The organism is Candidatus Saccharibacteria bacterium oral taxon 488, from assembly GCA_010202115.1.
Taxonomy (GTDB): domain Bacteria; phylum Patescibacteriota; class Saccharimonadia; order Saccharimonadales; family Saccharimonadaceae; genus Nanosynbacter.
In genome coordinates, this window is record CP047917.1 from 65,772 (window position 1) to 89,044 (window position 23,273).

Sequence of the window (23,273 nt, forward strand, 5' to 3'; positions counted from 1 at the left end):
TGCCGGGAGAAGTGGTGCTGCTCCGACCGACTTGTGCCGCGTCGTGCGCGGTTATGACTTGTCCGAATCACCGGTGATCGCCATGAGCTGTTTGCGCACGTTGGTGAGGTCGGAAATGGTTTTTTCGAGAAAGTCAATTGTGCTTTTGCTGCGCGAGCCCTCTTTGATACGATTCATCATCAACAGCGTGTCGGCCAGTTCGGTATTCATGGTGTAGGCATAGGTGTTGTCGAGGTCGGCGTTGAGATAGGCCTCCTCAAATTTTTCCTCGAGTTTTGTCGGTGGGTCGAGTGCGGTGATGTTTTTGAGGTCTTTTTTGACGTCGATGTTCTGGGCGGCGGCTGGTGTTTCGATGGACTTATTGGCAGTGGTGAGTACGGCCGTGAGCGAGCTATTGGCGTCTTGGAGTTGGCTGGATTTGAGGCGGGAAGTAAATTTCTCGGAGACAGTTTGGAGTTTTTGTAGACGAGCGATGAGGTTATTTAATGAAGGGCCGCGGGAGGCATTTTGGGCGGCGTTGATGATGAATACCAGGCCGAGTAGTCCGACGATACCGAGAACGAGCAAGATAATCTTTGATTTTTTATCAAAGCCTTGCGGCGCTGGTGGTGCAGAAATCTGATTAAGATAATCAATACCGGTTGGCACGTCATAGTCATTGTGTGGCTGCATATACCCATTAAAGCATAAACAACAACAGAGGTAAAGAGTGATATAATAAAAACCATGCATGATGCCAAGGAAGAAGTGCGGGCGCGGCTAAATATTGAGGACGTGATCGGTGAATATGTTCAGCTGAAGCGGGCGGGTCGTAATCTGAAGGGGCTGAGTCCATTCACTGATGAGCGGACGCCAAGTTTTATGGTCAGTCCGGAAAAACAGATTTGGCATGATTTTTCTTCGGGCAAGGGCGGCGATATTTTTACATTCGTGATGCTGGTGGAGGGAATGGATTTTCGCCAGGCGCTGGAGCATTTGGCGCGCAAGGCGGGCGTAGATTTAAGTTTATTTTCTGGCGGCGATGGGAGAACCGCCAAGCGGCGGGTCCGGGCTAGGGAAGCGCTGAAATTGGCCGCGAATTTTTATCAGCAAAATTTGGTGAAAAATTCGGTGGCGCTGGAATATGCAGTGAAAAAACGGCGGCTGAATCGGCAGACGATCGGTGATTTTTTCATCGGCTATGCGCCAGATCAGGGCGATGCGCTGACGAAAGCGCTGGAGAGGCGGGGATTTTTGCGCCGGGAGCTGGCTGACGCGGGGCTGGTGAATCGGTTTGGCGGCGACCTATTTCGGGGGCGGATGATGGTGGCTTTGAGCGATAGCAGCGGCGAGGTGGTCGGCTTTACGGGGCGAATTATTCGTGATGATCCGCGTGCGCCAAAGTATCTGAATACGCCGCAGACACTGCTATTTGATAAATCGCGCCATATTTTTGGGCTGTATCAGGCGAAAGAGGCGATTCGTAAAAGCGACACGGCGGTGATCGTCGAGGGGAATTTGGACGTGGTTAGCAGCCACCAAGCCGGCGTCAAAAATGTGGTGGCGACGGCAGGAACGGCGATGACCCTGCAGCATTTGAAGGCGCTGAGCCGGCTGGCGGGGCGGATTCGTTTGGCGTTTGATGGCGACCGGGCGGGCGTCAGTGCAACCGAGCGGGCGATCAATTTGGCGCAGGAAATTGGCGTGGAACTAGAGGTGGTGAGTCTGCCGGATGGTGTGAAAGATCCGGATGAATTGATCCAAAAGGATGCGGCGTTATGGAAAGCGGCGGTTGAGCGGGCACAGCCAGCCGTCGATTGGGTGATCGCTCGGCACGCCGAAATGGAAGATTTGGCGACGGCCGAGGGCAAACGGCGATTTTCGACAACTGCATTAAGAATTGTGCGCAGCTTGAAAGACCCGGTGGAACAAGAGCATTATTTGGCGGTGATTTCTAAAGAAACTAGCGCTAGCCTCGCGGCCTTGCGGGCAAAGCTGGGCGTTGATGGATCAACGCCGCCCGCTCAGCTTAAAAAACCAAAGATTGAAAAGGCGACTCCGAGTAAACCTCGTGACGAATTAGCGGACATCATCGTCGGTCTGGCGCTTAGTCAGCCGTCGACGCGGCGCTGGGTCGGGGCACTTGAGGTGGCAAGCTTGGACGAGCCAGCTCGAGCAGTGGTGACGGCGCTGCAGGCTGAGCCGCTACTTGACATAGAAAAATTACCCCGTCCCTTGCAAAAATTTGAGCAGTATGTGAAAATAGTACAGTTAAAAAGTGAACGCCGCTACATGGACTGGGAGCCAGAAGCTCTGGACAGTGAAATGGCGCGTTTGGTAAAGCAATTGATACGTAAACACCGCGACACAAAAAAACAACAATTATTAGAAGATTTGCGTGAGGCTGAGGAGCTCAGCGATGAGGCGCGGGCGCGCATCTTGCGGCAGCAGCTGAACGCACTGATTAAGGAGAATGCGTGAACAACGACCAGCAATACACCCCGACCAATGACGATCCACTCGAGCCAGATTTGACGGCGGTACATGATGACGAGGAGATAGAAGATCTAGAGGCGTTGAGCGCTGGTCAGTATCTGGATGACATTTCGGACGATTCGGTGCGGCTGTATCTGCGTGAGATTGGTAAAATCCCGCTGTTAAGTTCGGATGAGGAAATGGAGCTGGCGCGGCGGATCATCGAGGGTGACAAAAAGGCCAAGGACAAGATGGCTGAGGCGAACATGCGTTTGGTGGTGTCAATTGCCAAGCGGTACTCGGGCCGTGGGTTAGATTTTCTGGACTTGATCCAGGAGGGTAATACTGGTCTACTCAGGGCCGTGGAGAAATTCGATCCGGACAAGGGCTTTAAGTTTTCGACCTACGCGACGTGGTGGATTCGCCAGGCGATTACCCGGGCGATCGCTGATCAGGCGCGGACGATTCGCATCCCCGTGCATATGATCGAGACGATTAACAAGCTGGTGCGGACGCAGCGACGGCTTACCCAGGAGCTAAACCGCGAGCCGACAATGGAAGAACTGTCCAAGGAGATGGACATGGAGCCGGAAAAAATTGAGTATATCAACAAAATTCGGCAAGAGACGTCGAGTTTGGATGCTGGCATCGGGCGTGATGGTGACGAGGAAGATTCGGTGCTGGGTGATTTTATCGAGGATGAAGATACGATTTCGCCAGAAGAATCAGCGACCAATCAGCTGCTGAAAGAAAAGGTCGCCGAGGTGCTGTCGAGCCTGTCTGATCGCGAGCAAAAAATTGTGCGCATGCGGTTCGGGCTGGACAATGGCGGCAAAAGCCATACGCTTGAGGAAGTCGGCCAGCAATTTGCTGTGACGCGCGAACGAATTCGCCAGATTGAAGCGAAGGCTTTGGCGAAGCTACGGAAGCACAAAGACGCTAAAAAGTTATATGAGTATTTGAGCTAGATTGACGGGCGATAATAAAAAGGCCAGGCGGATATGTCTGGCCTTTTTGATGCGTTGTGACTCAGCACTGCTCAGGCGCCTTACAAAAATGTTCGTGGTGAGTGACGGCTTCTAACTGCGCGTATAGCTCGTCCAGTCCGTGGTCGTTCATCACAAAATAATCGGCGATGGCAATTGGTCCGCCTTTTTCCAGGTTTTCAATTTCCGACCAATCGCGTTGGTCAACTTCGCGTGGTTGCATCGGTCGCTCAGGGCGTTTGGCCATACGTTGATAACGCAGGTGTTTTGGCGTGACAACGGCGATGACGGACATTTGGCCAGGGAATTCGTGCTTGAGAATTTTATATTCACTCCAGGTATACAAGCCGTCCAGGACGATCAGTTTTTGGCCAGCGTCAATCAAGTCATGCGCGGATTTAACGACGCGCTTGACCACGAAATCTTTGCCTTCGCGTCGGCGAATTTCCTCGCGGAATTTTTGCTGATTGTCCCACGTTGGTTCAATGCCAGCTTCTTCCATGGCCTTGTAGATGATGCCGCCAAAATAGATTTTCGGAATACCCTTTTTGGTGAAATATTCGACCGCCGAACTTTTGCCGCTACCAGCCAGACCGACGAGGGCGATAATGTTTGCATGTGGTTGTGTCATGTTGTTAGTATAGCAAATTTGCTATACTGAGTATATGAAGCGTTTGGCGGTCATCGACGGAAAATCAGTGTTTTACCGAGGGTATTATGCCATGCCAGGTCTCAGTACGGCGGACGGTACGCCGACTGGCGGCGTGTATGGATTTGTGAGTTTGGCAATTGAGCTGATCAAGAAATTGGAGCCGGATTATGTGGCGGTGGCGTGGGACAAGCGCGGCACTAACATCCGTAAGCGGCGGGAATTATACCCAGAGTACAAGGCGGGTCGCAAGCCAGCGCCCGATGATTTTTATCAGCAAATTCCGATTTTGATGGAACTTTTGGATGCCTTTGGCTGGCCGCTGTATGAGTTGGATGACTATGAGGCGGACGATATCATGGGTGCGTTTGCCAGGCAAGCGGAAGCGCGCGGCGTGCAAACCTGTCTGCTGACGTCGGATTTGGATGCGCTGCAATTGGTGTCGCCCCTCACCAAAGTCTACGCCATGAAAAATGGCCTGAGGAATATCGAGGAATTTACCGCGGAATATTTTGAACAAAAATATGGCATTCGGACGGATCAGTTTTTGGATTTGAAGGCGCTGAAGGGCGATTCCAGCGACAATTTGCCGGGCGTGCCGGGCGTTGGTGAAAAGACAGCAGTGAAATTATTGCAAGCGTATGACACGCTGGACGGCGTGTATGCGCATGTGGATGAGCAAACAGGCGCTCTACGGACAAAGCTGGAAAATGGTCGCGAGTCGGCATATTTGACCAAGCAAGTGGCGGAGCTGTGGACGGATGCGCCAGTGGAGCTGGATTGGGAGGTGGCGGATGTTAACGACTGCGACTTTGCGCGGGTGGCGGAGATTTTGCGGAAATTGGAGTTTCATTCGCTGATTGGGCGGCTGCCAAAGACAATGCAGGCGGCGGATGAGGCAGTGGAGACGGCGGAGTTGGAATTGCCGCGCGTCGAAAATCTGCCGACTGAGCCACTGTTTGAGACAGAAAATATTATCTATATTGATCCATCGGAGCCGGACATAGTCTATATTAATTCCAAGCCTGACGTGGCGTGGCGCGCAAAGGTTAGTGAAATTGGCTGGTCGGTTTGGCAATTGTTGGCGCAGGGCGTGGTTATCGCGGCGGACGTCAAGGGGCTATATCACACGCTGGATGCTCACGGTGTGACGGTGCGGTTTCATGAGGTCTGGGATGTTGGGCAGGCGGCGTTTTTGATCGATCCACTCAGGCGTGACCGTCGTTTAGTGGCACTGGCCGGTGATTTTTCTGAGGATAATTCCCCAGAGCGGCAGCTGGCGCGACTACGCCAGATTTACCGCCAGCAGCAGGATTATATGGCGACGCATCAGCAGATTAACAGGGTGCTCCGCGAGTTTGATTTTCCGGTGATTTGGCCGCTGTTTCAGATGGAAAAGCGCGGTATGAAGTTGGACACGGCACTCCTTGAACGCATGGGTAAGGAGCTGGCGACGGAAGTCAGTCAGCTTGAACAACAAATGTATGCGATGGCTGGGCGCGAATTCAACGCCGCTAGTCCGGCGCAGCTGTCAGAGGTGTTATTTACCAAGTTGCAGCTGCCGACGACTGGTATCAAAAAAGGCAAAACTGGCTATTCGACGGGACAGAAAGAGTTGGATAAACTGCGCGGCCAGCACCCAATCATCGAGCTGATTGAGCGGTACCGGGAGCTGACTAAACTAATCAGCACCTACATTGAAGCGCTGCCGAAGTTGGTGGCTAGGGACGGGCGGATTCATACCACGTTTAATCAAGACGTCACCAGCACTGGGCGGCTGAGCAGTACAAATCCCAACTTACAGAACATCCCAGTGCGGACGGAATTGGGTCGGAAAATTCGCCAGGCGTTTGTGCCGAGCCAGGGTAAGGTCTTCGTTGGCGCGGATTATTCGCAATTTGAACTGCGACTGGCGGCGGTGCTGGCGGGCGATGAGCGGCTGATTAACGATTTTAATAGCGACGTTGATATTCATACCAAGACGGCGGCCGAGACCTACGGTGTGCCGATGGAGCAGGTGACAAAAGCACAGCGTCGTGCGGCCAAGGTGATCAACTTTGGCGTACTGTATGGCATGAGTCCGCACGGGCTGGCGGCAGCTACCGGTATGACCTTTACTGAGGCGAAGCGGTTTATTGAACACTATTTTACGGTGCGCCAGCCAATCCGCCACTATTTGGATACAATTTTAGTTCAAGCGCGCGAACAAGGATTTGTTGAGACCTATTTTGGCCGGCGGCGGCCAACGCCCGACGTCAAGTCGAGCAATTTTATGGTGCGTTCGGCGGCCGAGCGGGCGGCGATGAATATGCCAATTCAGGGCACGGAAGCGGATTTGATGAAGCTGGCGATGATTCGGCTGGAGGACAAATTGGCTGGGCTGGCCGAGCCAATTTTGCAGGTTCACGACTCGATTTTGGTGGAGTGTCGAGCGGAAGATGCTGAGCAAGTCGGCGAAATGATGCGTGCGGAAATGGAAAGTATTTGTCCGGAACTGCCGATTGCGCTAAAAGTGGATGTCGGCGTAGGGCTGCACTGGGACGAGGTGTAGCCGAGGCAATAAATGCAAAACTGGCAGAATATGGTATAATCAACCCATGAGGCGTACGTATAATTCGTTTAATTCTTTTTCCCGGTTTGTGCCAATTTTGCTCGTTATTATTATCACCATCGTGACCATCGTCGCGATTATCAGCATCAGCCGGTCGATATTTGGTGGCAATGAGCAAAAACAGCAGCCAGAAACAACTGAGCAGAAAAAAAGCGACTTACTACAAACCGACGAAGGTCGATCGGTCAGGCTGACAGTGCGTGGCCCGATTGTCGCTAATGAAAAATTCCGTTCGTATCAAATAACTATTGCGCCGTCGTCGCGGGTGATGACGACGTATGAGGGGTATATTGAGAAGCAGCTGAACACCAAGCAGCTGAATAATAACGCCAAGGCCTATGAAGAGTTGGTGTACGCACTGGACAAGCGCAAGATGATGGAGGGCCGGCAGCTGAGCGATGAGCAAAATGACCTGCGCGGTATTTGTGCGACCGGCAAGGTGTATAAATTTGAATTGTTGATGAATGGAACAGCGATCAAGGCACTATGGACGTCAGATTGTGGCGGCTCCAAGGGCTCGGCGGTTGCTAATGTCGAGGAAATTGTCGATATGTTTATCAAGCAAATCCCTGACGGTAGCAAAATGGCCACCTCTATCGGGCTGTACCAGCGGGATACGCTGTTCAAGTTTTAGGAGCGTCTTATGCCGGAACTTCCTGAAGTCGAGACAGTTCGCCGCGGTTTAGCGGAGCTACTGCCGGGCCGAGCGGTGACGCAGGCAACCGTATTTGATTCGCCAAAAAGCTTCCCGAATGCGCCGGCTGATGTTGAACAATTTTTGTATGGTGCGCGCGTGACGGCGGTGCGGCGGCGGGCAAAGGTACTGATGATTGATCTGGATACACAGTATTCGTTGGTGATACACCTGAAGATGACGGGGCAGTTGGTGTTTCGCCAAAGCTCTCGCTATAGTGCTCGGGTGTCTTCAAATAAATCTCGGGGCCCACGTAACCTTGCCCGCAATTTTTCTGCGGATACCGCGCGCGAGATCGACGACTTCGCTGGCGGGCATCCGAACGACAGTTTGATTGGTGAGTTGCCAGATCGGTCGACGCGGGTACAGATTGATTTTGTGGACGGGTCGCGGCTGTTTTTTAACGATCAGCGCAAATTTGGCTGGGTGAAGTTGCTGCCGACTGATGAGGTGAAGAACTTGCCGTTCATGCAAAAAGTTGGGCCGGAACCGCTTGATTCTCAGACGCGCGCCGAGGATTTTATCCAGCGGATTCGCCGCCGCCAAAACTCGATGGTCAAGCCAGCTTTTCTTGACCAGACAGTGATCGCCGGGGTTGGTAATATTTATGCTGACGAGGCGTTGTGGGCGGCACGTATTCATCCGCAAACGCGGGTAAAAAACGTTAGCGATCAGCAGCTGAATACATTATTTACTGAGCTACGGCGCATCTTACAACTCAGTATTGATCAGGGCGGCTCGACTGATAAAAATTACGTTGATGCCGAGGGTCGAAAAGGAAATTATCTGACATTTGCTCATGTGTTTCGTCGCGAAGGCCAAGCCTGTCATCGTCACCCTGACCAAGAGGTCATTAAGCTAAAAGTCGGCGGTCGCGGTACGCATATTTGTCCAGTGTGCCAGAAGACACCGATATTTGACAAATAGTGGTTTATAGTGTATGCTACAGGAATATGGCAGGAATAGATCAACCACCACGCAATGGTCAATTTGGTAAAGAGTCGGATTGGGAGTGCTCGGAGATACTGGGTGATCCAGATGACATGGATGCTGCACTGGCGGCCCTCGTAGAGAAATCAGAGCGTATTTCCGACGTTAATTCACAGATTAACGACATGTTGATTAGGCATGGCGTGAACACAATTTATCAGCTGGGATTGAGTGATGAAGAGTCGTCCAAAAGAGAGGATGCTGCCCTTGAGGGTTACCGACAAGATGTAGAAAACGGTGATTTTAGCAAGCTAGATATTTCAGCTCTTGAGGAGTATGGAGGGGATAAGTTAGCACTGGCCGAAGCAATTGATTTGCAGCTACAAGTTTACATCGAAAAGCGTATTGCGAGTGAAATGTTCGTGATGATGTGTGTGTCGACTGAGCTGGATTCTCAACGCGTGATGGATGGCACCGAGAAAACAGACATGATCGCAGACCATCTGCTGGTGCTTGATGAGACGTCCCGCTCGCCTTGGTTTGGTTTTCTCAATGAAGCACTTGGTGGTGAGGATGTTTCACCAGAACGGGTGGAGCGGGTAATGGATGCTCAGGCTGCTGCTAATAAAACAGGCGATCCATATGAGAAATCTCGTGAGTTTTATGACCGCATATTTATGGAAACTGGCGGTGGGCTTTCTGCGGTGCAAACAGCATTGGTAGCGTATGATATTGCTGGCCTTGCTATGAAAGAGATGACTGATCAGGCTAGTGGCGGGGAATACGCATACTGCATAGAGAAATTGCAGCGTAATGGCTTATCTGATGAGCAAATAGCCACGCTGATAACCGCATATAAAGAGATTGTGCAAAAGCCGCCTAAAGCGGAAGAATAAATCAGTACACCGAAAGGCATGGCCTAAGGGGGTATTTGGTATAATTAAGTCGTGACATATCTCTTTTATGGCGACAACGAGTTTGAGAAACGGGCGGCGCTTGCGGCGCTGGTTGGTGATATGGAGGTAGTGCGGTGCGATGGTGAAGAACTGACGGCGGCTGGGATCTCTGAGGTAGTGATGGGGCAGAGCCTGTTCACGCTAGAGCAGGCGGTGGTCATTACTGATGCGAGTCAGAATGTGACCCTGTGGCGTGATTTGCCGGAGCTACTCAGCGGCGCGGCGACCACGGTTGTCCTTGTGGAGACAAAACTCGACAAGCGCACAAAGACGTATAAGTGGCTGCAAAGCCATGCCGAGGTAAGGAAATGCGCTCATTTCACTGAACGTCAAAAGCCGCAGCTAAGTGCGTGGTGTATTGAGCGAGCCAAGGTGCATGGGGCAGTGTTGACAGCGGCACAGGCAACAACGTTGATCGATCGGCTGGGGTTTGATCAACTGCGACTTGATCTGGTGTTGCAGCAGTTGGCGTTGGCCGGTGAATTGAATGATGAGCTAATCGATGCACTGGTGCCGCTGGCTCCGGCTGAAAGTGCGTTTGAGTTGTTTGCGGCAATGCTGGATGGCGACCGGGGAAAAGTGCGCGCGATCATTGCCTATCTCGAGGCAGAGAGTGGTGATGATGGGGCGTACCAGACGCTGGGGCTGTTAGTTTCACAATTGGTGCAGCTGAACGCGCTGGTGCTATCTGGCGGTGACACGGGGGTGGTGGCTCGTGATTTTGCGGCCCATCCGTATGCACTGCGAAAGGTAGCACCGTATGCAGCGCGGATGAAACCGGCGCAACTTGCGGTAATTAATTCTGCCTTGGCGCAGGCTGATGAACATATGAAGACAACCCGCGTGTCGCCGTGGTTGTTGGTTGAGGTAGCGCTGGCTGGTGTGATTAGAAGAGATCACTAAGTCAATATAAGCTGTTTATACACTTGACAAAATAAGTATGGTATAGTACAATGCAAACTACTATTAGTTTACTAGAAAGGTAAAAAGGAATTAGCCATGGTCTTCAAAGATACGGAGCTTGATACGCAGGGGTCTGATAAACAACAGTCTTTAGACGAACGGCAAAAGCAATGGATGGAGCTGGGACTCGAGGAGAAAATGGCTAGAAAAGAAACAGAGATTAGCCGAGAAGCTATTGACAATGAGCCTGCGTTAGTGATCGCCGAGATGGCAAAGTATGTTGGTGAAGAGTGTCCTCATCTCGTTCAGATATTTGAGGAGACTAAACGTATGCAACTATCTGACAAACACCTGAGCTCATTAGCAGCAGATATAGATATAAGGTTAAATGAAACAAGACCCGAAGAATTGCATGAGATTGCCGGGGAGATCAAGGATAACTATGATACATGGGCAGAGGGAAGGGCTGCACCGCCAATTGGCTCAAGAGGTCCACGTGGTGACGGTTATAAAACTCAGTATTTGTATGAAAGTATGATGGGAAACGGGCTTCCTAAGGAATTTTTTGACAAAATGGCCGTGGCATCCGTTCATTTTAATTATGTTTATCACCCAGACTCTCCGCAGAGTCAGATATATCAACAAATGCGACTTAACTCAGGGCGAGTGTCTGACATTGATGAGCTACAGGAGCAAACACTGAGAATTGCTGATGAAAGTCTTTATGATGCGGTAAAGCTGGTTATAGGGAAAAAAGAGCATGTGATTCGTGGAGTTTTTTGTGAGACGGACAATTATTACCCACAGCTCGTAACTCGGATGATAACAACGCTCGAGGTAGATAAGGGCTTGCCACAAGGGGTTCTGTTGGAGCGAGTTAATATGGATGACTTGTTCCATAGAATAAAGGAGGATCTTGGCCCGCGAACAAGCACTAGACTTTCTCGGTACTAGGGCTCACAAATTGTAAATTACTCCCGCCAGTCGACGGGAGTAATTATTGATGCAAACTGAATGGCTATTTAGCTTCTTTGGCTGCTGGCTTTTTGGTCGCTTCAAGCTTAACGCCGGCTTTTTTGGCGATAGCTGAGAGGGCACTCTTGCGCCGAGCGGCAGTGTTTTTCTTCAGCAAGTTCTTCTTAACAGCGGTGTCAAGCTCACTGTGAGCAGCGGCCAGTGTTGTGGCGCTTGGCTCGGCCATGAAGGCCTTGACAGCTGACTTGATGTCGCGCTTGATACCGATATTGCGCTCGCGGCGTTTTAGGGTTTGTTTTGCCCGTTTGATGGCGGATTTGATGATTGGCATAGATTTCCTTTACCTCTATAAATTTGTTTCGCTAATCAAGGATGGATTATACAGAAAAACCCAATAAAAGTAAAGAGTGGCTCGCATTGACGATAATCTATTGACTTTCCTGAAATGCTTATGTATAATGTGACTCGACGGTATAAACAAAAATAAACAGGGACACAACAATGGCGAGCCAGTCACAAAAGCAGCAGATCATTCAGAGCATCAAAGATGTGACTAATATCTTGGTGACGGTGAGCGCTGATCCATCGGTGGACGAGCTATCGGCAGCGCTGGGGCTGACAATTTTCCTGAATAAACTGGGCAAGCACGCCACGGCTGTTTTTAGTGGCAAAGTTCCGCCGGCGATTTCGTTCCTCGAGCCGGATGAGACGTTTGAAGCCACGGCGGACAGCCTGCGTGATTTTATCATCGCGCTCGATAAGGAAAAAGCCGACCATCTGCGCTACAAGGTGGTTGATGATGCGGTGAAGATTTTTATCACGCCGTACCGGGCGACAATTACCGAGGCTGATCTAGAGTTTTCGCAGGGCGATTATAACATTGAACTGGTGCTTGCGCTTAATGTTGAGAGTCAGGATCATCTCGACAAGGCGCTGACGGCCCATGGCAAGATTTTGCATGATGCAGTGGTGTCGACGGTGACTGCTGGTATGGTGAGGAGTAGTCTCGGGACGGTTGATTGGCATGATGATAAGGCATCAGGCGTGAGCGAGATGCTGGTTGACCTGATTGATGAGTTACGAACACCGAAAGTGACCATGGATGAGCAGATCGCAACAGCACTGCTGACCGGTGTTGTGGCGGTGACGGAGCGGTTCAGTAATAACTTGACGTCGTCGCGGGTGATGACGTTGGCGGCGGAGCTGATGGCGGTTGGTGCAAACCAGCAATTGATTGCTACCAAGTTGGCTGAGGGACAGGCGATCAAAGCCGAGGAGCACTCAGAGTCAGAGCAATCAAAGCAAGCGGCCGATGCAGCTGATGATGAGACGCACGATAATGGCGGCCAGGATGGCGCTAATTTTAAGGTCGAGCGGGGAAAACGCTCGAAGCCGGCTGAGTCAAAAAGAGATGATGGCGCGTTGTCAATCAGCCACGAGCGGCGGGGTAGCCTTGATGATGTGGCCAAGCAGACTCGGGCCGAAGAGCAGGATGCAGCGGCTCGTGTGGCCACGGCGCAGCTTGATCGCCTTCGAGCAGCGTCAGTGACGAGCGGACGGAGCAGTGCGCCATCGACATCGCAACCAATCAGTGCGTCGGTGTCGGCTGAGCCAGAAACGGCCACACCGCTCTTGGGTGGAACGCTAAACGCAACGACGGAGCGGGCGGCTGAGGATAAGCGCCGCGATCTTGACATTGATCAAAACAAGACTATTCTGCATCACGGCACCTATGTCGGTGCGTCGCGGCCAGCCCTCGGTGAATCGCCGTTGAATGCTGCCATGGGGAAGTCTGATGAACCACCGAGCGTTGACCCGTTTGCGACCACCAACAAAGACGAAGCGGTCATTGCCGCGCTAAAAGAGGAGACGCAGGCGCTGGCTGACAAGCAGACTCAATCTACCTCGCTGCCATCGCTACCAGATTCTGAGCGCGACGCCCGCGCGGCAATTACCGAGGCGCTGGCTGCTGCACCGCCGCTTGAATCTGCGGCTTCGCCCGCTCCGGTAGTTTCATCTTCGCCGCTACCGACAGTGTCGTCTGCTCCGGCTACGCTCGCTGATATTGAGTCTAATGTAATGCATGGCCTGCCACCGCTGCCTGATTTCTCTGACTTCTCAGGATCAGGTTTGCCACCGCTGCCACCAGCTCCGGTCGGTGCTGCAGACGGGGGGCTACCAGCGTTGAACACATCGCCTTCAGCACCGTCCGCCTCTACACAGCCGCGCACCTTTAATCCGTCCCAGTTCCAGATCCCGGGGCAAAAATAGCCCATGGACGAGGTGTTGCTCATTGATAAGCCGGCTGGCATGACCAGTTTCGGCGTGGTAGCGCGGCTGCGGCGAGTGCTCAGCCAGGCGGCGGGCAAGAAAGTGAAAGTTGGCCATACTGGTACGCTCGATCCGTTTGCTACGGGACTGATGATTATTGTGACGGGCAAGAAGTGTCGCGAGGCCGATACCTTTACCAAGCTCGATAAGTGGTATGAAGCAGAAATCATGCTTGGCGAGGTATCGACGACTGGTGATCCTGAGGGTGAACTGACTCGCGTGTCGACGCGGCAGCCATCTCGCAGTGAGGTTGAAGCGACGCTTGGTACGTTTGTGGGTGAAATTAAACAGCGCCCGCCGATATTTAGCGCCATCAAGATCAATGGCCGTCGGGCCTATCAGCTGGCACGTCAGGGTCAGCCGGTCGATATGCCAGAGCGCACCGTGTCGATTTATGCCTTGGAGCTTGTCACCTATGCGTATCCTCGCCTGGTGATTCGAGTACATGTTTCGAGCGGTACGTATATTCGGAGCTTGGCGGTTGATATTGGTCGGAAGCTGGGAACAGGGGCCTACTGCTGCCAGCTACGCCGCCAGGCTATCGCCGAGTATGACGTTGCCGAAGCAAAACCATTAGCGGATTTTGGGATTTTGTCTTGAAGTGCTATTATCAAAGCATGGGTAGGCAGACAGGTTTTACAATCGTTGAATTATTAATTGTGATGGTCGTGATCGCGATTTTGGCGACCATCGGTATTGTGGCGTATTCAGGCGTGCGCCAGGATGCTACTGATACTAAGATCCGTTCCATCGTCAAGATCGCCGGGGATGCGCTGCAGATATATGACACACAGAAACGAACGCTGCCGTCAGGACAGGGGACGTTCAATAACGCTAATGGCGTTGACTCGCTTGTACCGCAGTATATCCAGCCAGGATATCGTGAGGGTGTCAGCAGCAAGAACGCGTCTGGTCCGGATGATATTTTTGTCTGGTATCCGTGCAAAGATACCTCTGGTAAGATAACAGGTATTGCGGTATTTGCGGCCCTTAATTCCGCTAAGCCGCAGGAGGCAGCTCAGGTTAATGCGGTCAAGGCGACCTGCAACATTCCGGGCGCAGCCGTGCCGACTACGGGTAAACCAGCCTATAATTACGTGCAGACATTTTAGTAAATGCGGTTGATTTGCGTTTTTAGCGTAGCATTGGTATAATGACGAGGCTATGATTAGCAAAGACGATAAAGCGAAAGCAATTGCTTTGACTCAGGTCAGCAAGGACGACGTTGGCAGCCCGCAGGCGCAGGTGTCGATCTTGACGGCTCGTATCAAAGAGGTCACCAAGCACCTGAAGGCGAATAAGCACGACTTCATGGCGCGCCGTGGCTTAATCCAGATGGTTGGCAAGCGCAAACGCCTGCTCAGATACCTGGAGCGAACTGATTTTGAGAGTTATAAAGCGGTTGTGGCTGCCCTGGGTCTGCGTAAGTAGTCGCGCCTCGGTAGTTGTACGGATATCCACCTTGATATATCACGAGGTGGGTATTTTTATTTAGCGCGGTGTGGCTACAAAAACCGTCCGGCCGTCAGCTGCGCCGCCAAGGGTGCATGAATAGAGGGTAAGCTGTGGTTTGTTGGTTCGGTTTTCAATGTGAACGGCATCTGGCTTGACATCAAATAACTGAGATATGACGTAGGTATAGCGCTTGCCGCGGTAGTCAATGATTATTTCATCGCCAATGCGTAGTCTATCGATGTTGTAGAATGGTGATTTTTGGATGGTTTGCTGCGGCGTCAGGCCCATGATAAATCGGTGGGCCGACAAGACGAAGTTGCCGCCGTCGACTGGATTGCCATTCTCTGGTTGGCGCCACCACGCACCCCGCTCCATAGTCTCGGCGCCGCCAGTAGCGTACGGCACGTTAATGTCAATTTTGGGAATATAGAGACGATCCTCGGTGATGCTGGTTTCTGGCGTGGCGGCGAGAAGCTGGGTGGTTTCGTTACGCGTTGGGTTAATGAGCTGAGCACGAAAGAATGGACTAAACGCCGTGATGAGTGTGTAGCCGCCACCAGTGAGCATGATAATGGCCAGACTCATACTGAGCCATCGGCGGCGGTTTCTGGCGTGGGTTATCTGCTTCACTTGTTAATTGTAGCATGGGCGGGTTTTTCTGGCAGTATGGGTTGTTGCCTTATCGGAGTGGGTTGATCTATTTAGGGGTATTAAATTGACTTTTTATAGTTTTTATGCTAAATTACAGATTATGAGTGAATACGCACCGCGGGCTGATAAATTACCGCCAGATGTGGCTGACCAAGTGACAAAGATTGGTGAAGTTCTGGCTGCTGTTAAGAAGCAGCTTGGTCCGGATGGGGGACGGTTAAGTGATAGCCCGCTGCATCTTGAGAAGTTGGAAGAGCCGAGTGCTGATGATCATAATCCAAGGTTTACGAATGCGGATGATTTTTGGAAAAACGGCATGGATCCATCGCGAGCAAATTCGTCGCAAGACGGCTCTGATGCGTCTGAAAAACTGCCGAGTAAATTTGTTAATAATTTTTGGCAGTACTTTTTTCCGGATGAAATGTTTGAGAAGGATGAGCTGTTGGGCTCGGTTGTGCTAAGCAAACCACCGCGACAACGGTTGAAGCTGGCGGGAGGAGAGCTCCTCACATCGGTTCAGCAGTTGTTTGGGATGTTATTTGAGGATACCAATATTGATAGCCACAAACTTGCTACCCTGGAGTCAGCAGCTGGTGAAGAGCACCTTACCGATCTTAAGGAGGCAATGTTTATGCTCTATGTGCTGGCACTACATACGGTTACTCAACAAAATGTTATTGAGGCTGAGTGTTCAAGTGCGCATGAGTATTTGTGCAAATAGGAGTTCGGTATGGTAAGAAATATGAATGCAGAGCCACCAAGGATAAGTCGGCGCGGTCTATTATGTGGTGCGGTTGGGGCAGTGGCGGCCACAGCTGGTGGGCTGCTTATGAATCGTGGCGATGAAAGTCAACGGAGAGTATCGGTAGAGACGAATGCTCCGAAGCTTGATCTTGATTGGGCGTATGAGATATATGGCCAAGCCCGTGATATGTTTCGGCAATGTATTGAGGAGGCGCCCGTGTTTACGAGTGAGATGCCGCCGATATTGCCACCGCCCGCATCGGTATCTATCTCTCGAGACGGAGGTAGGCGTGGTTTTATGACGGGGGGTGCGCTACTTCGTAAGGCCGGTCATTCTGAGCGAGCAGTGATCGGAACAGCAGTCTCTTCGGATTTGGATGATGACAGTAGGGTGCGTGTAGCCGTCGCGTTTGAGCTGTTGGCGGGCAAACCCGAAGCTAAGATCGCTGAGCTGATGGCGGTTTGGGGAATTTCAAGGCGAGGTTTGCCGACAGAACGTGCCTTTCGGGACATATTGTATGAGATTAATCCGGAAGAGCTGATGTTGTCCTTTGTGCCAAAATCTCAGAGGCTACCGACAGCACCAACTAGCGAGCATCCGTATGAGTGGACTGCTATGCTGCCGGGAACGGAGAGTTTTAATGTGATACAACAAGTCGTTGGTGCGGCTGGCGGTAGTTCGCCGGAGACGTTGTCACCAACGCCAGAGGTTTTGGATCGAGTAAGTGAGCAGCTCGCTGCGGTTCGGGATGCGTTTGCTCAGGCCGGCTTCCTATAAAGCGTGCGGCGCTGTGATATAATAGATGGTACGAAGCATAACCCGCAGACGGTGATGGATGTGTGGTGTGTTGATAGTAAACCAGCACGCATGCACCTGTTACTGTCTTTGCGAGAAAGAGAGGATCTATGGCAATTATTAACCCGAGTGGTAAGGAGATTTTTTCGGTTACGACGGAATTATGTGGCCGGCCGTTGACGCTCGAGGTCAACCGTGTTGGTTTTCGGACGACTGGTAGTGTGCTGGTACGCTATGGCGATACGGTGGTCTTGGGCAGTGCTCAGGTGGGCAGCCGGCCGGTGCAATTGGATTATTTCCCGCTGTCGATTGATTATGAAGAACGGTTTTATGCAGCGGGTAAAATTTCTGGCTCGCGGTTTATCAAGCGCGAGGGTCGGCCGAGCGACGAGGCGGTGCTGGTCGGCCGGCTAATCGACCGTCCGATTCGGCCGCTGTTTCCAAAGGGCTACCGTCAAGAGGTGCAAGTCGTGGCGACGGTGCTGAGCATGGATCCGGATTTCCGCCCGGACGTGGTGGCGATGATTGCGGCGTCGAGTGCCCTGATGCTGACCGGGACGCCGTTTGACGGACCGGTAGCAGGGCTCCGCGTCGGGCGGGTGAATGGCGAGTTTAAGGCCTTTTTGACGCCAGAGGAGCGCCAGCAATCTGATTTGGATTTGGTGGTGGCGGGTATCGAGAGTGGCATCACCATGGTGGAGGCTGGCGCCGAGGAGGTATCAGAAGAGGTGATCGTCGACGCTATGGCCTGGGCGCACCAGATGATGCAACCGGCGATTCAGTTGCAGCGAGAGTTGGCAGCCAAAGTGGCGCCAGCCGCACAAGAATATGAATTAGTTTTACCTGATGAAGCAATTCAGCAGACGGCTGACGAATGGGTTGATGGTAAATTGGGTGAGCAAATTCGCCGGCCGTATCCGGAGCGCAATGAGCTGATTCGCGATATTCGTGCTGAGTTTCATGAAGCGATGGCCAAAAGACTTGGCATAGATGAGGAAGAATATAGCGAAGTTCGCAATGATTATGATGAAGCGTTCACGCTGGCATTGCACAAAGATGTTCGCCGCGGTATCGTCGAGGATAATATGCGTCCAGATGGCCGCAAATTAACGGAAATTCGCCCATTAAGTTCAGAAGTTGGTTTGTTGCCGCGAGCACACGGCTCAAGTCTGTTTACTCGCGGCGTGACGCAGGGTATGAATATCGTCACTTTGGCGCCACTGAGTTATGCGCAGCTGGTTGATACTATGGAAGTTAACGACGGCGAGCGGCGCTACATGCATCATTACAATGCGCCGGGCTACACGGTTGGCGAGGTCAAGCGGATGGGTAGCCCGGGCCGGCGCGAGATTGGCCACGGCTACTTGGCGGAGCGAGCCTTGACGCCGGTGTTGCCGAGCGAAGAAGACTTCCCGTACGCCATTCGCAGCGTTACCGAAATTATGAGCCAGAACGGTTCGACGTCGATGGCAGCGACCTGTTCGAGCTGTCTGGCGTTGATGGATGCTGGCGTGCCTCTCTCGGCACCAGTTAGCGGTATCGCCATGGGTCTGATGATGGACGGTGATACACCGTACGTATTGAGCGATATTGCCGATGCCGAGGACTTTGCCGGTGACATGGACTTCAAGGTGACTGGTACAGCCAAGGGCATCACGGCGCTGCAGATGGATATGAAAGTGCATGGTTTGCCGGTGGCAGTGCTGCGCCAAGCGATTGAGCAGAGTAAGGCTGGCCGGGCATTTATCCTTGACCATATGCTAAGTATTTTGCCAGCGCCGCGCGAAGCACTCAGCCCATACGCGCCGCGGATTGAAAAGCTAAAAATTGACCCAGATAAAATCGGTGCGGTCATTGGCAAGGGCGGCGAGGTGATTAACAAGATCACCAGCGAGACTGGCGCCGAGGTTGATATTAAGGAAGACGGCTTGATCACCATCGCCAGCCCGAATGGCGAATCGATCGAGAAAGCTCTCAATTGGATTAAAAGCCTGGTTGAGGAGCCGGAAGTTGGCAAAATCTATGAGGGCAAGGTGGTCAGTATCAAAGATTTCGGAGCCTTCGTGAATATTCTGCCGGGAGTTGACGGGATGGTGCACATCTCGAAGCTGGCCGATCATCGCGTGGCTAAGGTGACTGATGTGGTCAAGGAAGGACAAACCGTTCGCGTGAAAATCACTGGCATCGATGAGCGCGGTAAGATTAACTTGACGATGATCGGGTTGTAACTTTTGCTTTTTAGCAAAGTACGCTACAATAGGAGAATATAAGACTAATTGAGGGGGATTATGGACGATAAGAATAATAAAAACGTACCACAACCGACAGCAACACCGCCAGCAGCAAATGAGCAGGCTGCTCCAGTAGTACCACAGCCAGTACCATCGGCTCCACAATCGCAGCAGCCGCTGCAGCAGGGTGTGCCAATGCAGCCCAAAAAGGGCTTGAGCAAGGGTGCGCTATGGGGTATCATCGGTGGCTCAATTGGTTTGATAGTCATTGTCGTTGGTATCGTGTTGGCAGTTATATTCCTTGGTGGGCCATCAAAGGCTGATTACCAAGAAGCTGCTAAGGCCATGAAAGAGTTTGACGGCAACAGCCTCAACTCGGCACTCAAGTCGTCGAATGCTGATAACGCAAAGAAGCTGATTGAAGAGGCGGTGGAGCGTGCTGATACAATGATGAAAAAACTTGATGCATCAAAGATTATGCGCGACGAGGAGACCAAAAAATCTTTCGGTGAATACAAGACTGCCTACGAAAAAGTACGCCCGAATTTGCTTGCCATTGCCAGTCTGATAGGAGATATGAAGGACTTTTCTAAGAAGTGCGCACCAAGCTTCTTCGGCTATGTCGGTAAGTCAGGAGACGAAGTAAAGAAGCTCTACGATGAAAAGATGAGCGACTGCTATAAGCTGCTCGATAACGTTGCCAAATCAGAACAGAAAGAAGCACAGGACTTTGGCAAGCAAATGAAAGAGTATTACAAGTTGCTGGGTGATTACTTCGTGGCACGCGCTAATAAAGACTACACTACTCGGGTACCGCGTCTACCGTCGGGTAGCTCAAATCCACTGGCCGGCTTTGCTAAAAAGATTCAAGAGTCAAACCTACAGAAACACGAGCGAGAATTCATCAACTTAGTGAAAGAAAAAGCTGAAAAGTAATTTTCGCCTCAGCATCAAGCAAAACACCTCGCATAGTGACGAGGTGTTTTGTATAATAGAAATATGGATGAGGTAGCGCAACTGGAGGTTTTGGCGGCAGAGATTATCGCTGGTGATGTTTGTCATGACTTGGCGCTACAGGCAACGCAGCTGGTGATGGGCGACGGTCGAGCTGACGCGGACATTGTATTTATCGGTGAAGCGCCGGGAAAAAATGAAGACCTTCAGGGTAAACCATTCGTTGGGGCAGCTGGTACATTTCTTGACGAGATGTTAGCCGCAGCCCAGTTACGTCGTCAAGATGTCTATATCACCAATATCGTTAAATATCGGCCGCCAAACAATCGTGACCCGCTGCCGGAGGAGAAGCGCGCTTTTTGGCCGTATTTGATGCGCCAACTGCAAATTATTCAGCCAAAGGTAGTCATCACATTGGGTCGGCATAGCGGCACGGCATTCATTCCTGACTTGGCGATTTCGCGTGATCATGGTAATCCGCGCTGGGCACAATTCAACGGTTTGAAGTTCTTGGTAATTCCGCTGTATCATCCGGCAGCAGCGCTGTATAACGGGGCATTGCGGCAGACGTTAATTGACGATTTTGTGCGGGCGGCGCAATTGGCCGCCCAGGCGAGCGCCTGAGCTATTTTTGACAAGAGCTGGCGCCCCGTGCTATAATGAACACAATTGTTAGGGGATAGATTTGTCGTACGTTGCCCCCGTGTCTATCACCTGTCATTCTAATTTTGCAAGGTATTTATTTTTATAAAAGGAGAACAATACGCATGGGCCAGAGACGACTTGCGACGCCGAAGGGCGATGATCAGTCAAAACGACCAGCTACAAAAAAAAGTAACACAGCGGTGATGAATAGCACTACTACTCGCAAGGGTGAGGTGTTTCGGGCGCAGCGGCGCACGAGTGAGAACGTTAATCTCAGGGCGTCGCAGCACGTGATCGATATTCCGGTCAACAAATCAGTTTACAACGGCTATGGCGGCGAACAATTTAGCGCTAAAATGCAGCCAAAACGGACTCGCGGCGGCAAATCGAAGCTGAGGATTATCCCAATCGGCGGTGTCGGCGAAATGGGTATCGGTAAAAACATGAACGCCATTGAGTATGACGATGAAATTATCGTTGTGGATATGGGCTTTTTATTTCCAGGGAGCGACTATCCAGGTATTAATTACATCACACCGGATATCACCTGGCTGGAGGAAAATAAACATAAAATCAAGGCGCATGTGTTCACCCACGGGCACCTTGATCACATCGGTTCCTTCCGGCACTTTATCCACCGGATTCCAGCACCGGTCTATGCGTCGAAATTTACCGTCGGCATGCTAGATAAGTCGATGGCTGACGCGGATACTGATTTCCAGCCGGACTTTCGGGTGATGGATCCATTGAGCCACGAAGTTGTTCAGGTGTCGAAGCACTTTTCGGTAGAATTGGTGCGGGTGAATCACTCAATTCCAGATTCAACGGCGGTGGTGATTCGGACGCCGTTGGGTGTGGTGATTGACTCTGGTGACTGGCGGTTTGAGGAAAGTCCGGTTGATGGTCAGAAGTTCGACCTCAAACGGATGACTGAAGTGGCGTCCAAAGAAGGCGTGTTGATGTTCATGAACGAATCGACCAACTGTGAATCGGCCGGTACGCACACTCACACTGAGTTTGATATTCAATACTCCATTGGTCAGGTGATGGATAAATTTAGTAATAGTCGAGTGATTTTAAGTTGTTTCTCATCACAGGTACACCGTTTGCAATTAATTTTGGAAGAAGCGCATAAGCATGGGCGTAAGGTGGCGTTTGCCGGATTTTCGATGATTCAGAACTTGGAAGTGGCGCTGCGTTCAGGCACCATTAAGATTCCGAAAAATACCGTCATGAAGATGGAGGATATCATCAAGCTACCAGACAGCCAGGTCACGGTGGTTTGTACTGGTTCGCAGGGTGAGTTTAATGCTGTGCTGAGCCGTATGGCGACTGGCGCGCATAAATACATGAAGATTAAAGGCTCTGACGTGGTGGTGTTTAGCTCTAATCCGATTCCGGGCAATGAGAAAAACGTGGTGCGAACAGTGGATGGCTTAATGCGCGAGGGTTCTGATGTGATTCAGAATGGTAAGACACACCTTACCGGGATTGGACCGCTGCACTTGTCGGGACATGGTTATTACGACGATCACATTAAGCTAATCAACGCCTTGAACCCAACGTACTATATGCCAATTCATGGCGAATTCCACATGTTGGTTCACAATGCCCGGCTGGCAGAGAAAGAGTGTGGTATTCCGAGGAAGAACATCTTTGTGTGTGACGCTGGTGATATTATTGAAATTGATATTGAGCGCCAAGCCAAGAAAGCTGGTCGAATTCAAGTTGGCGGCGTGATGTATGATGATACGGGTGCTATTGTATCCGAGGTGGTACTAAAAGACCGCATTCATATGTCTCAGGAAGGAATGTTCGTGGTGGTATTGACGGTGCAACGCGGCACAGGTCGGTTACTGACCAGCCCAGACATTATTTCCCGCGGTTTCATTTATCTGCGTGATTCCGAGGAATTGATGAACATGATTCGTCAGTATTTGAAACAGAAGGCAGCGCGCAGTTTTGCTGGTAAGTATGATCTTGATGTAGTGAAAAAAGAGATTAAGGATGAAGTTACGCATATTTTGTATGACCAGACGCGTCGGACACCGATTGTTATCCCGGTGATTAACGAAGTGGGTGGCTTGAAGACAGTAAAATCAGCCGCTACCTCGAGTACTTCTACCGCAAAAGCACCGGCGCGCAGTAAAAAGGTTGTGACTAACTCGGCGGCGGAGCCAAAAATGACTCTGCCAACTATGCCGCGCCGCCGCTTCCCGCGCCGCCAGGTGCCAGACACCGAGGCAAATGATACCAAGGCGCGAGAGGTCGGCCGAGTGCGCGCATACTAGCCAACACTTGCTATTTG

At 51.5% G+C, this 23,273-nt stretch carries 22 protein-coding genes; 18 read left to right on the forward strand and 4 right to left on the reverse strand.

Annotated features, from left to right (window positions below; all coding sequences use genetic code 11):
* Positions 1–51: 51 nt before the first annotated feature.
* Positions 52–672 (reverse strand): hypothetical protein, encoded by a 621-nt coding sequence (locus tag GWK74_00355; protein ID QHU89988.1) that lies wholly within the window; start codon positions 670–672, stop codon positions 52–54.
* Positions 673–726: 54 nt separating this feature from the next.
* Here GWK74_00355 and dnaG point away from each other — a divergent pair, with 54 nt between their 5' ends.
* Together dnaG and rpoD are read left to right on the forward strand one after the other, a co-directional pair.
* Positions 727–2,460 carry a DNA primase gene (dnaG, locus tag GWK74_00360; GenBank protein ID QHU89989.1) on the forward strand — a complete coding sequence of 578 codons (1,734 nt, stop codon included), beginning with the start codon at positions 727–729 and terminating at the stop codon, positions 2,458–2,460.
* Positions 2,457–3,422, forward strand: a complete 966-nt coding sequence (gene rpoD, locus GWK74_00365; protein QHU89990.1) for an RNA polymerase sigma factor RpoD — start codon at positions 2,457–2,459, stop codon at positions 3,420–3,422. Before dnaG ends, rpoD begins: the two co-directional genes overlap by 4 nt.
* 61 nt (positions 3,423–3,483) lie before the next feature.
* Here the strand turns inward: rpoD and GWK74_00370 are convergent, their stop codons facing one another.
* A complete protein-coding gene (locus GWK74_00370) occupies positions 3,484–4,071 on the reverse strand; it encodes an AAA family ATPase (GenBank protein ID QHU89991.1) in 588 nt (195 codons plus the stop codon).
* A gap of 34 nt (positions 4,072–4,105) precedes the next feature.
* On the opposite strand from GWK74_00370, the gene polA reads away from it, so the two are divergent.
* The 6 genes from polA to GWK74_00400 all read left to right on the forward strand — a co-directional run bounded on the left by polA (position 4,106) and on the right by GWK74_00400 (position 11,137).
* Entirely contained in the window at positions 4,106–6,640 is a 2,535-nt protein-coding gene (polA, locus tag GWK74_00375; GenBank protein QHU89992.1) for a DNA polymerase I, read from the forward strand.
* Between the two features lie 46 nt (positions 6,641–6,686).
* Positions 6,687–7,334: a hypothetical protein gene (locus GWK74_00380; GenBank protein QHU89993.1), complete on the forward strand. Its 648-nt coding sequence runs from the start codon at positions 6,687–6,689 to the stop codon at positions 7,332–7,334.
* 9 nt (positions 7,335–7,343) lie between these two features.
* Positions 7,344–8,321 carry a bifunctional DNA-formamidopyrimidine glycosylase/DNA-(apurinic or apyrimidinic site) lyase gene (gene mutM / locus GWK74_00385; protein ID QHU89994.1) on the forward strand — a complete coding sequence of 326 codons (978 nt, stop codon included), beginning with the start codon at positions 7,344–7,346 and terminating at the stop codon, positions 8,319–8,321.
* A gap of 26 nt (positions 8,322–8,347) precedes the next feature.
* Complete coding sequence (locus GWK74_00390) at positions 8,348–9,220, forward strand: hypothetical protein (protein ID QHU89995.1); 873 nt, start codon at positions 8,348–8,350, stop codon at positions 9,218–9,220.
* Between the two features lie 51 nt (positions 9,221–9,271).
* Complete coding sequence (locus tag GWK74_00395) at positions 9,272–10,183, forward strand: hypothetical protein (GenBank protein ID QHU89996.1); 912 nt, start codon at positions 9,272–9,274, stop codon at positions 10,181–10,183.
* Between the two features lie 96 nt (positions 10,184–10,279).
* Positions 10,280–11,137, forward strand: a complete 858-nt coding sequence (locus tag GWK74_00400) for a hypothetical protein (GenBank protein QHU89997.1) — start codon at positions 10,280–10,282, stop codon at positions 11,135–11,137.
* A gap of 64 nt (positions 11,138–11,201) precedes the next feature.
* Here GWK74_00400 and rpsT read toward each other — a convergent pair whose 3' ends face one another.
* On the reverse strand, positions 11,202–11,489 hold the full coding sequence (gene rpsT / locus GWK74_00405; GenBank protein QHU89998.1) for a 30S ribosomal protein S20: 288 nt from the start codon (positions 11,487–11,489) through the stop codon (positions 11,202–11,204).
* A 170-nt stretch (positions 11,490–11,659) separates the two neighbouring features.
* Between rpsT and GWK74_00410 the strand changes: the two genes are divergently transcribed.
* The 4 genes from GWK74_00410 to rpsO are packed head-to-tail and all read left to right on the forward strand — an operon-like array spanning position 11,660 to position 14,920.
* Positions 11,660–13,429: a hypothetical protein gene (locus GWK74_00410; GenBank protein QHU89999.1), complete on the forward strand. Its 1,770-nt coding sequence runs from the start codon at positions 11,660–11,662 to the stop codon at positions 13,427–13,429.
* A 3-nt stretch (positions 13,430–13,432) separates the two neighbouring features.
* Positions 13,433–14,089: a tRNA pseudouridine(55) synthase TruB gene (gene truB / locus GWK74_00415; protein ID QHU90000.1), complete on the forward strand. Its 657-nt coding sequence runs from the start codon at positions 13,433–13,435 to the stop codon at positions 14,087–14,089.
* Between the two features lie 17 nt (positions 14,090–14,106).
* On the forward strand, positions 14,107–14,601 hold the full coding sequence (locus tag GWK74_00420; protein QHU90001.1) for a prepilin-type N-terminal cleavage/methylation domain-containing protein: 495 nt from the start codon (positions 14,107–14,109) through the stop codon (positions 14,599–14,601).
* Between the two features lie 52 nt (positions 14,602–14,653).
* Complete coding sequence (gene rpsO, locus GWK74_00425; GenBank protein QHU90002.1) at positions 14,654–14,920, forward strand: 30S ribosomal protein S15; 267 nt, start codon at positions 14,654–14,656, stop codon at positions 14,918–14,920.
* Between the two features lie 60 nt (positions 14,921–14,980).
* Here the strand turns inward: rpsO and GWK74_00430 are convergent, their stop codons facing one another.
* Positions 14,981–15,574 carry a sortase gene (locus GWK74_00430; protein QHU90003.1) on the reverse strand — a complete coding sequence of 198 codons (594 nt, stop codon included), beginning with the start codon at positions 15,572–15,574 and terminating at the stop codon, positions 14,981–14,983.
* Positions 15,575–15,695: 121 nt separating this feature from the next.
* Between GWK74_00430 and GWK74_00435 the strand changes: the two genes are divergently transcribed.
* The 6 genes from GWK74_00435 to GWK74_00460 all read left to right on the forward strand — a co-directional run bounded on the left by GWK74_00435 (position 15,696) and on the right by GWK74_00460 (position 23,256).
* Positions 15,696–16,316 (forward strand): hypothetical protein, encoded by a 621-nt coding sequence (locus GWK74_00435; protein ID QHU90004.1) that lies wholly within the window; start codon positions 15,696–15,698, stop codon positions 16,314–16,316.
* A gap of 21 nt (positions 16,317–16,337) precedes the next feature.
* Positions 16,338–17,117 carry a hypothetical protein gene (locus GWK74_00440; GenBank protein ID QHU90005.1) on the forward strand — a complete coding sequence of 260 codons (780 nt, stop codon included), beginning with the start codon at positions 16,338–16,340 and terminating at the stop codon, positions 17,115–17,117.
* 128 nt (positions 17,118–17,245) lie between these two features.
* Positions 17,246–19,363, forward strand: coding sequence for a polyribonucleotide nucleotidyltransferase (locus GWK74_00445; protein ID QHU90006.1), 2,118 nt, complete (start codon positions 17,246–17,248; stop codon positions 19,361–19,363).
* 60 nt (positions 19,364–19,423) lie between these two features.
* A complete protein-coding gene (locus tag GWK74_00450) occupies positions 19,424–20,302 on the forward strand; it encodes a hypothetical protein (protein QHU90007.1) in 879 nt (292 codons plus the stop codon).
* A 63-nt stretch (positions 20,303–20,365) separates the two neighbouring features.
* Positions 20,366–20,944, forward strand: coding sequence for a uracil-DNA glycosylase (locus GWK74_00455; GenBank protein ID QHU90008.1), 579 nt, complete (start codon positions 20,366–20,368; stop codon positions 20,942–20,944).
* Positions 20,945–21,087: 143 nt separating this feature from the next.
* The gene (locus GWK74_00460; protein ID QHU90009.1) at positions 21,088–23,256 is read left to right on the forward strand and encodes an RNase J family beta-CASP ribonuclease; all 2,169 of its coding nucleotides are present in this window, start codon (positions 21,088–21,090) and stop codon (positions 23,254–23,256) included.
* Positions 23,257–23,273 lie beyond the last annotated feature (17 nt).

Bases quoted from the DNA above. Each gene is read 5' to 3' on its own strand.
- GWK74_00355 (QHU89988.1), bottom strand. From the start codon at position 672: ATGCAGCCACACAATGACTATGACGTGCCAACCGGTATTGATTATCTT.
- dnaG (QHU89989.1), top strand. From the start codon at position 727: ATGCATGATGCCAAGGAAGAAGTGCGGGCGCGGCTAAATATTGAGGAC.
- GWK74_00370 (QHU89991.1), bottom strand. From the start codon at position 4,071: ATGACACAACCACATGCAAACATTATCGCCCTCGTCGGTCTGGCTGGT.
- polA (QHU89992.1), top strand. From the start codon at position 4,106: ATGAAGCGTTTGGCGGTCATCGACGGAAAATCAGTGTTTTACCGAGGG.
- GWK74_00380 (QHU89993.1), top strand. From the start codon at position 6,687: ATGAGGCGTACGTATAATTCGTTTAATTCTTTTTCCCGGTTTGTGCCA.
- mutM (QHU89994.1), top strand. From the start codon at position 7,344: ATGCCGGAACTTCCTGAAGTCGAGACAGTTCGCCGCGGTTTAGCGGAG.
- GWK74_00390 (QHU89995.1), top strand. From the start codon at position 8,348: ATGGCAGGAATAGATCAACCACCACGCAATGGTCAATTTGGTAAAGAG.
- GWK74_00400 (QHU89997.1), top strand. From the start codon at position 10,280: ATGGTCTTCAAAGATACGGAGCTTGATACGCAGGGGTCTGATAAACAA.
- rpsT (QHU89998.1), bottom strand. From the start codon at position 11,489: ATGCCAATCATCAAATCCGCCATCAAACGGGCAAAACAAACCCTAAAA.
- GWK74_00410 (QHU89999.1), top strand. From the start codon at position 11,660: ATGGCGAGCCAGTCACAAAAGCAGCAGATCATTCAGAGCATCAAAGAT.
- truB (QHU90000.1), top strand. From the start codon at position 13,433: ATGGACGAGGTGTTGCTCATTGATAAGCCGGCTGGCATGACCAGTTTC.
- GWK74_00420 (QHU90001.1), top strand. From the start codon at position 14,107: ATGGGTAGGCAGACAGGTTTTACAATCGTTGAATTATTAATTGTGATG.
- rpsO (QHU90002.1), top strand. From the start codon at position 14,654: ATGATTAGCAAAGACGATAAAGCGAAAGCAATTGCTTTGACTCAGGTC.
- GWK74_00435 (QHU90004.1), top strand. From the start codon at position 15,696: ATGAGTGAATACGCACCGCGGGCTGATAAATTACCGCCAGATGTGGCT.
- GWK74_00440 (QHU90005.1), top strand. From the start codon at position 16,338: ATGAATGCAGAGCCACCAAGGATAAGTCGGCGCGGTCTATTATGTGGT.
- GWK74_00445 (QHU90006.1), top strand. From the start codon at position 17,246: ATGGCAATTATTAACCCGAGTGGTAAGGAGATTTTTTCGGTTACGACG.
- GWK74_00450 (QHU90007.1), top strand. From the start codon at position 19,424: ATGGACGATAAGAATAATAAAAACGTACCACAACCGACAGCAACACCG.
- GWK74_00455 (QHU90008.1), top strand. From the start codon at position 20,366: ATGGATGAGGTAGCGCAACTGGAGGTTTTGGCGGCAGAGATTATCGCT.
- GWK74_00460 (QHU90009.1), top strand. From the start codon at position 21,088: ATGGGCCAGAGACGACTTGCGACGCCGAAGGGCGATGATCAGTCAAAA.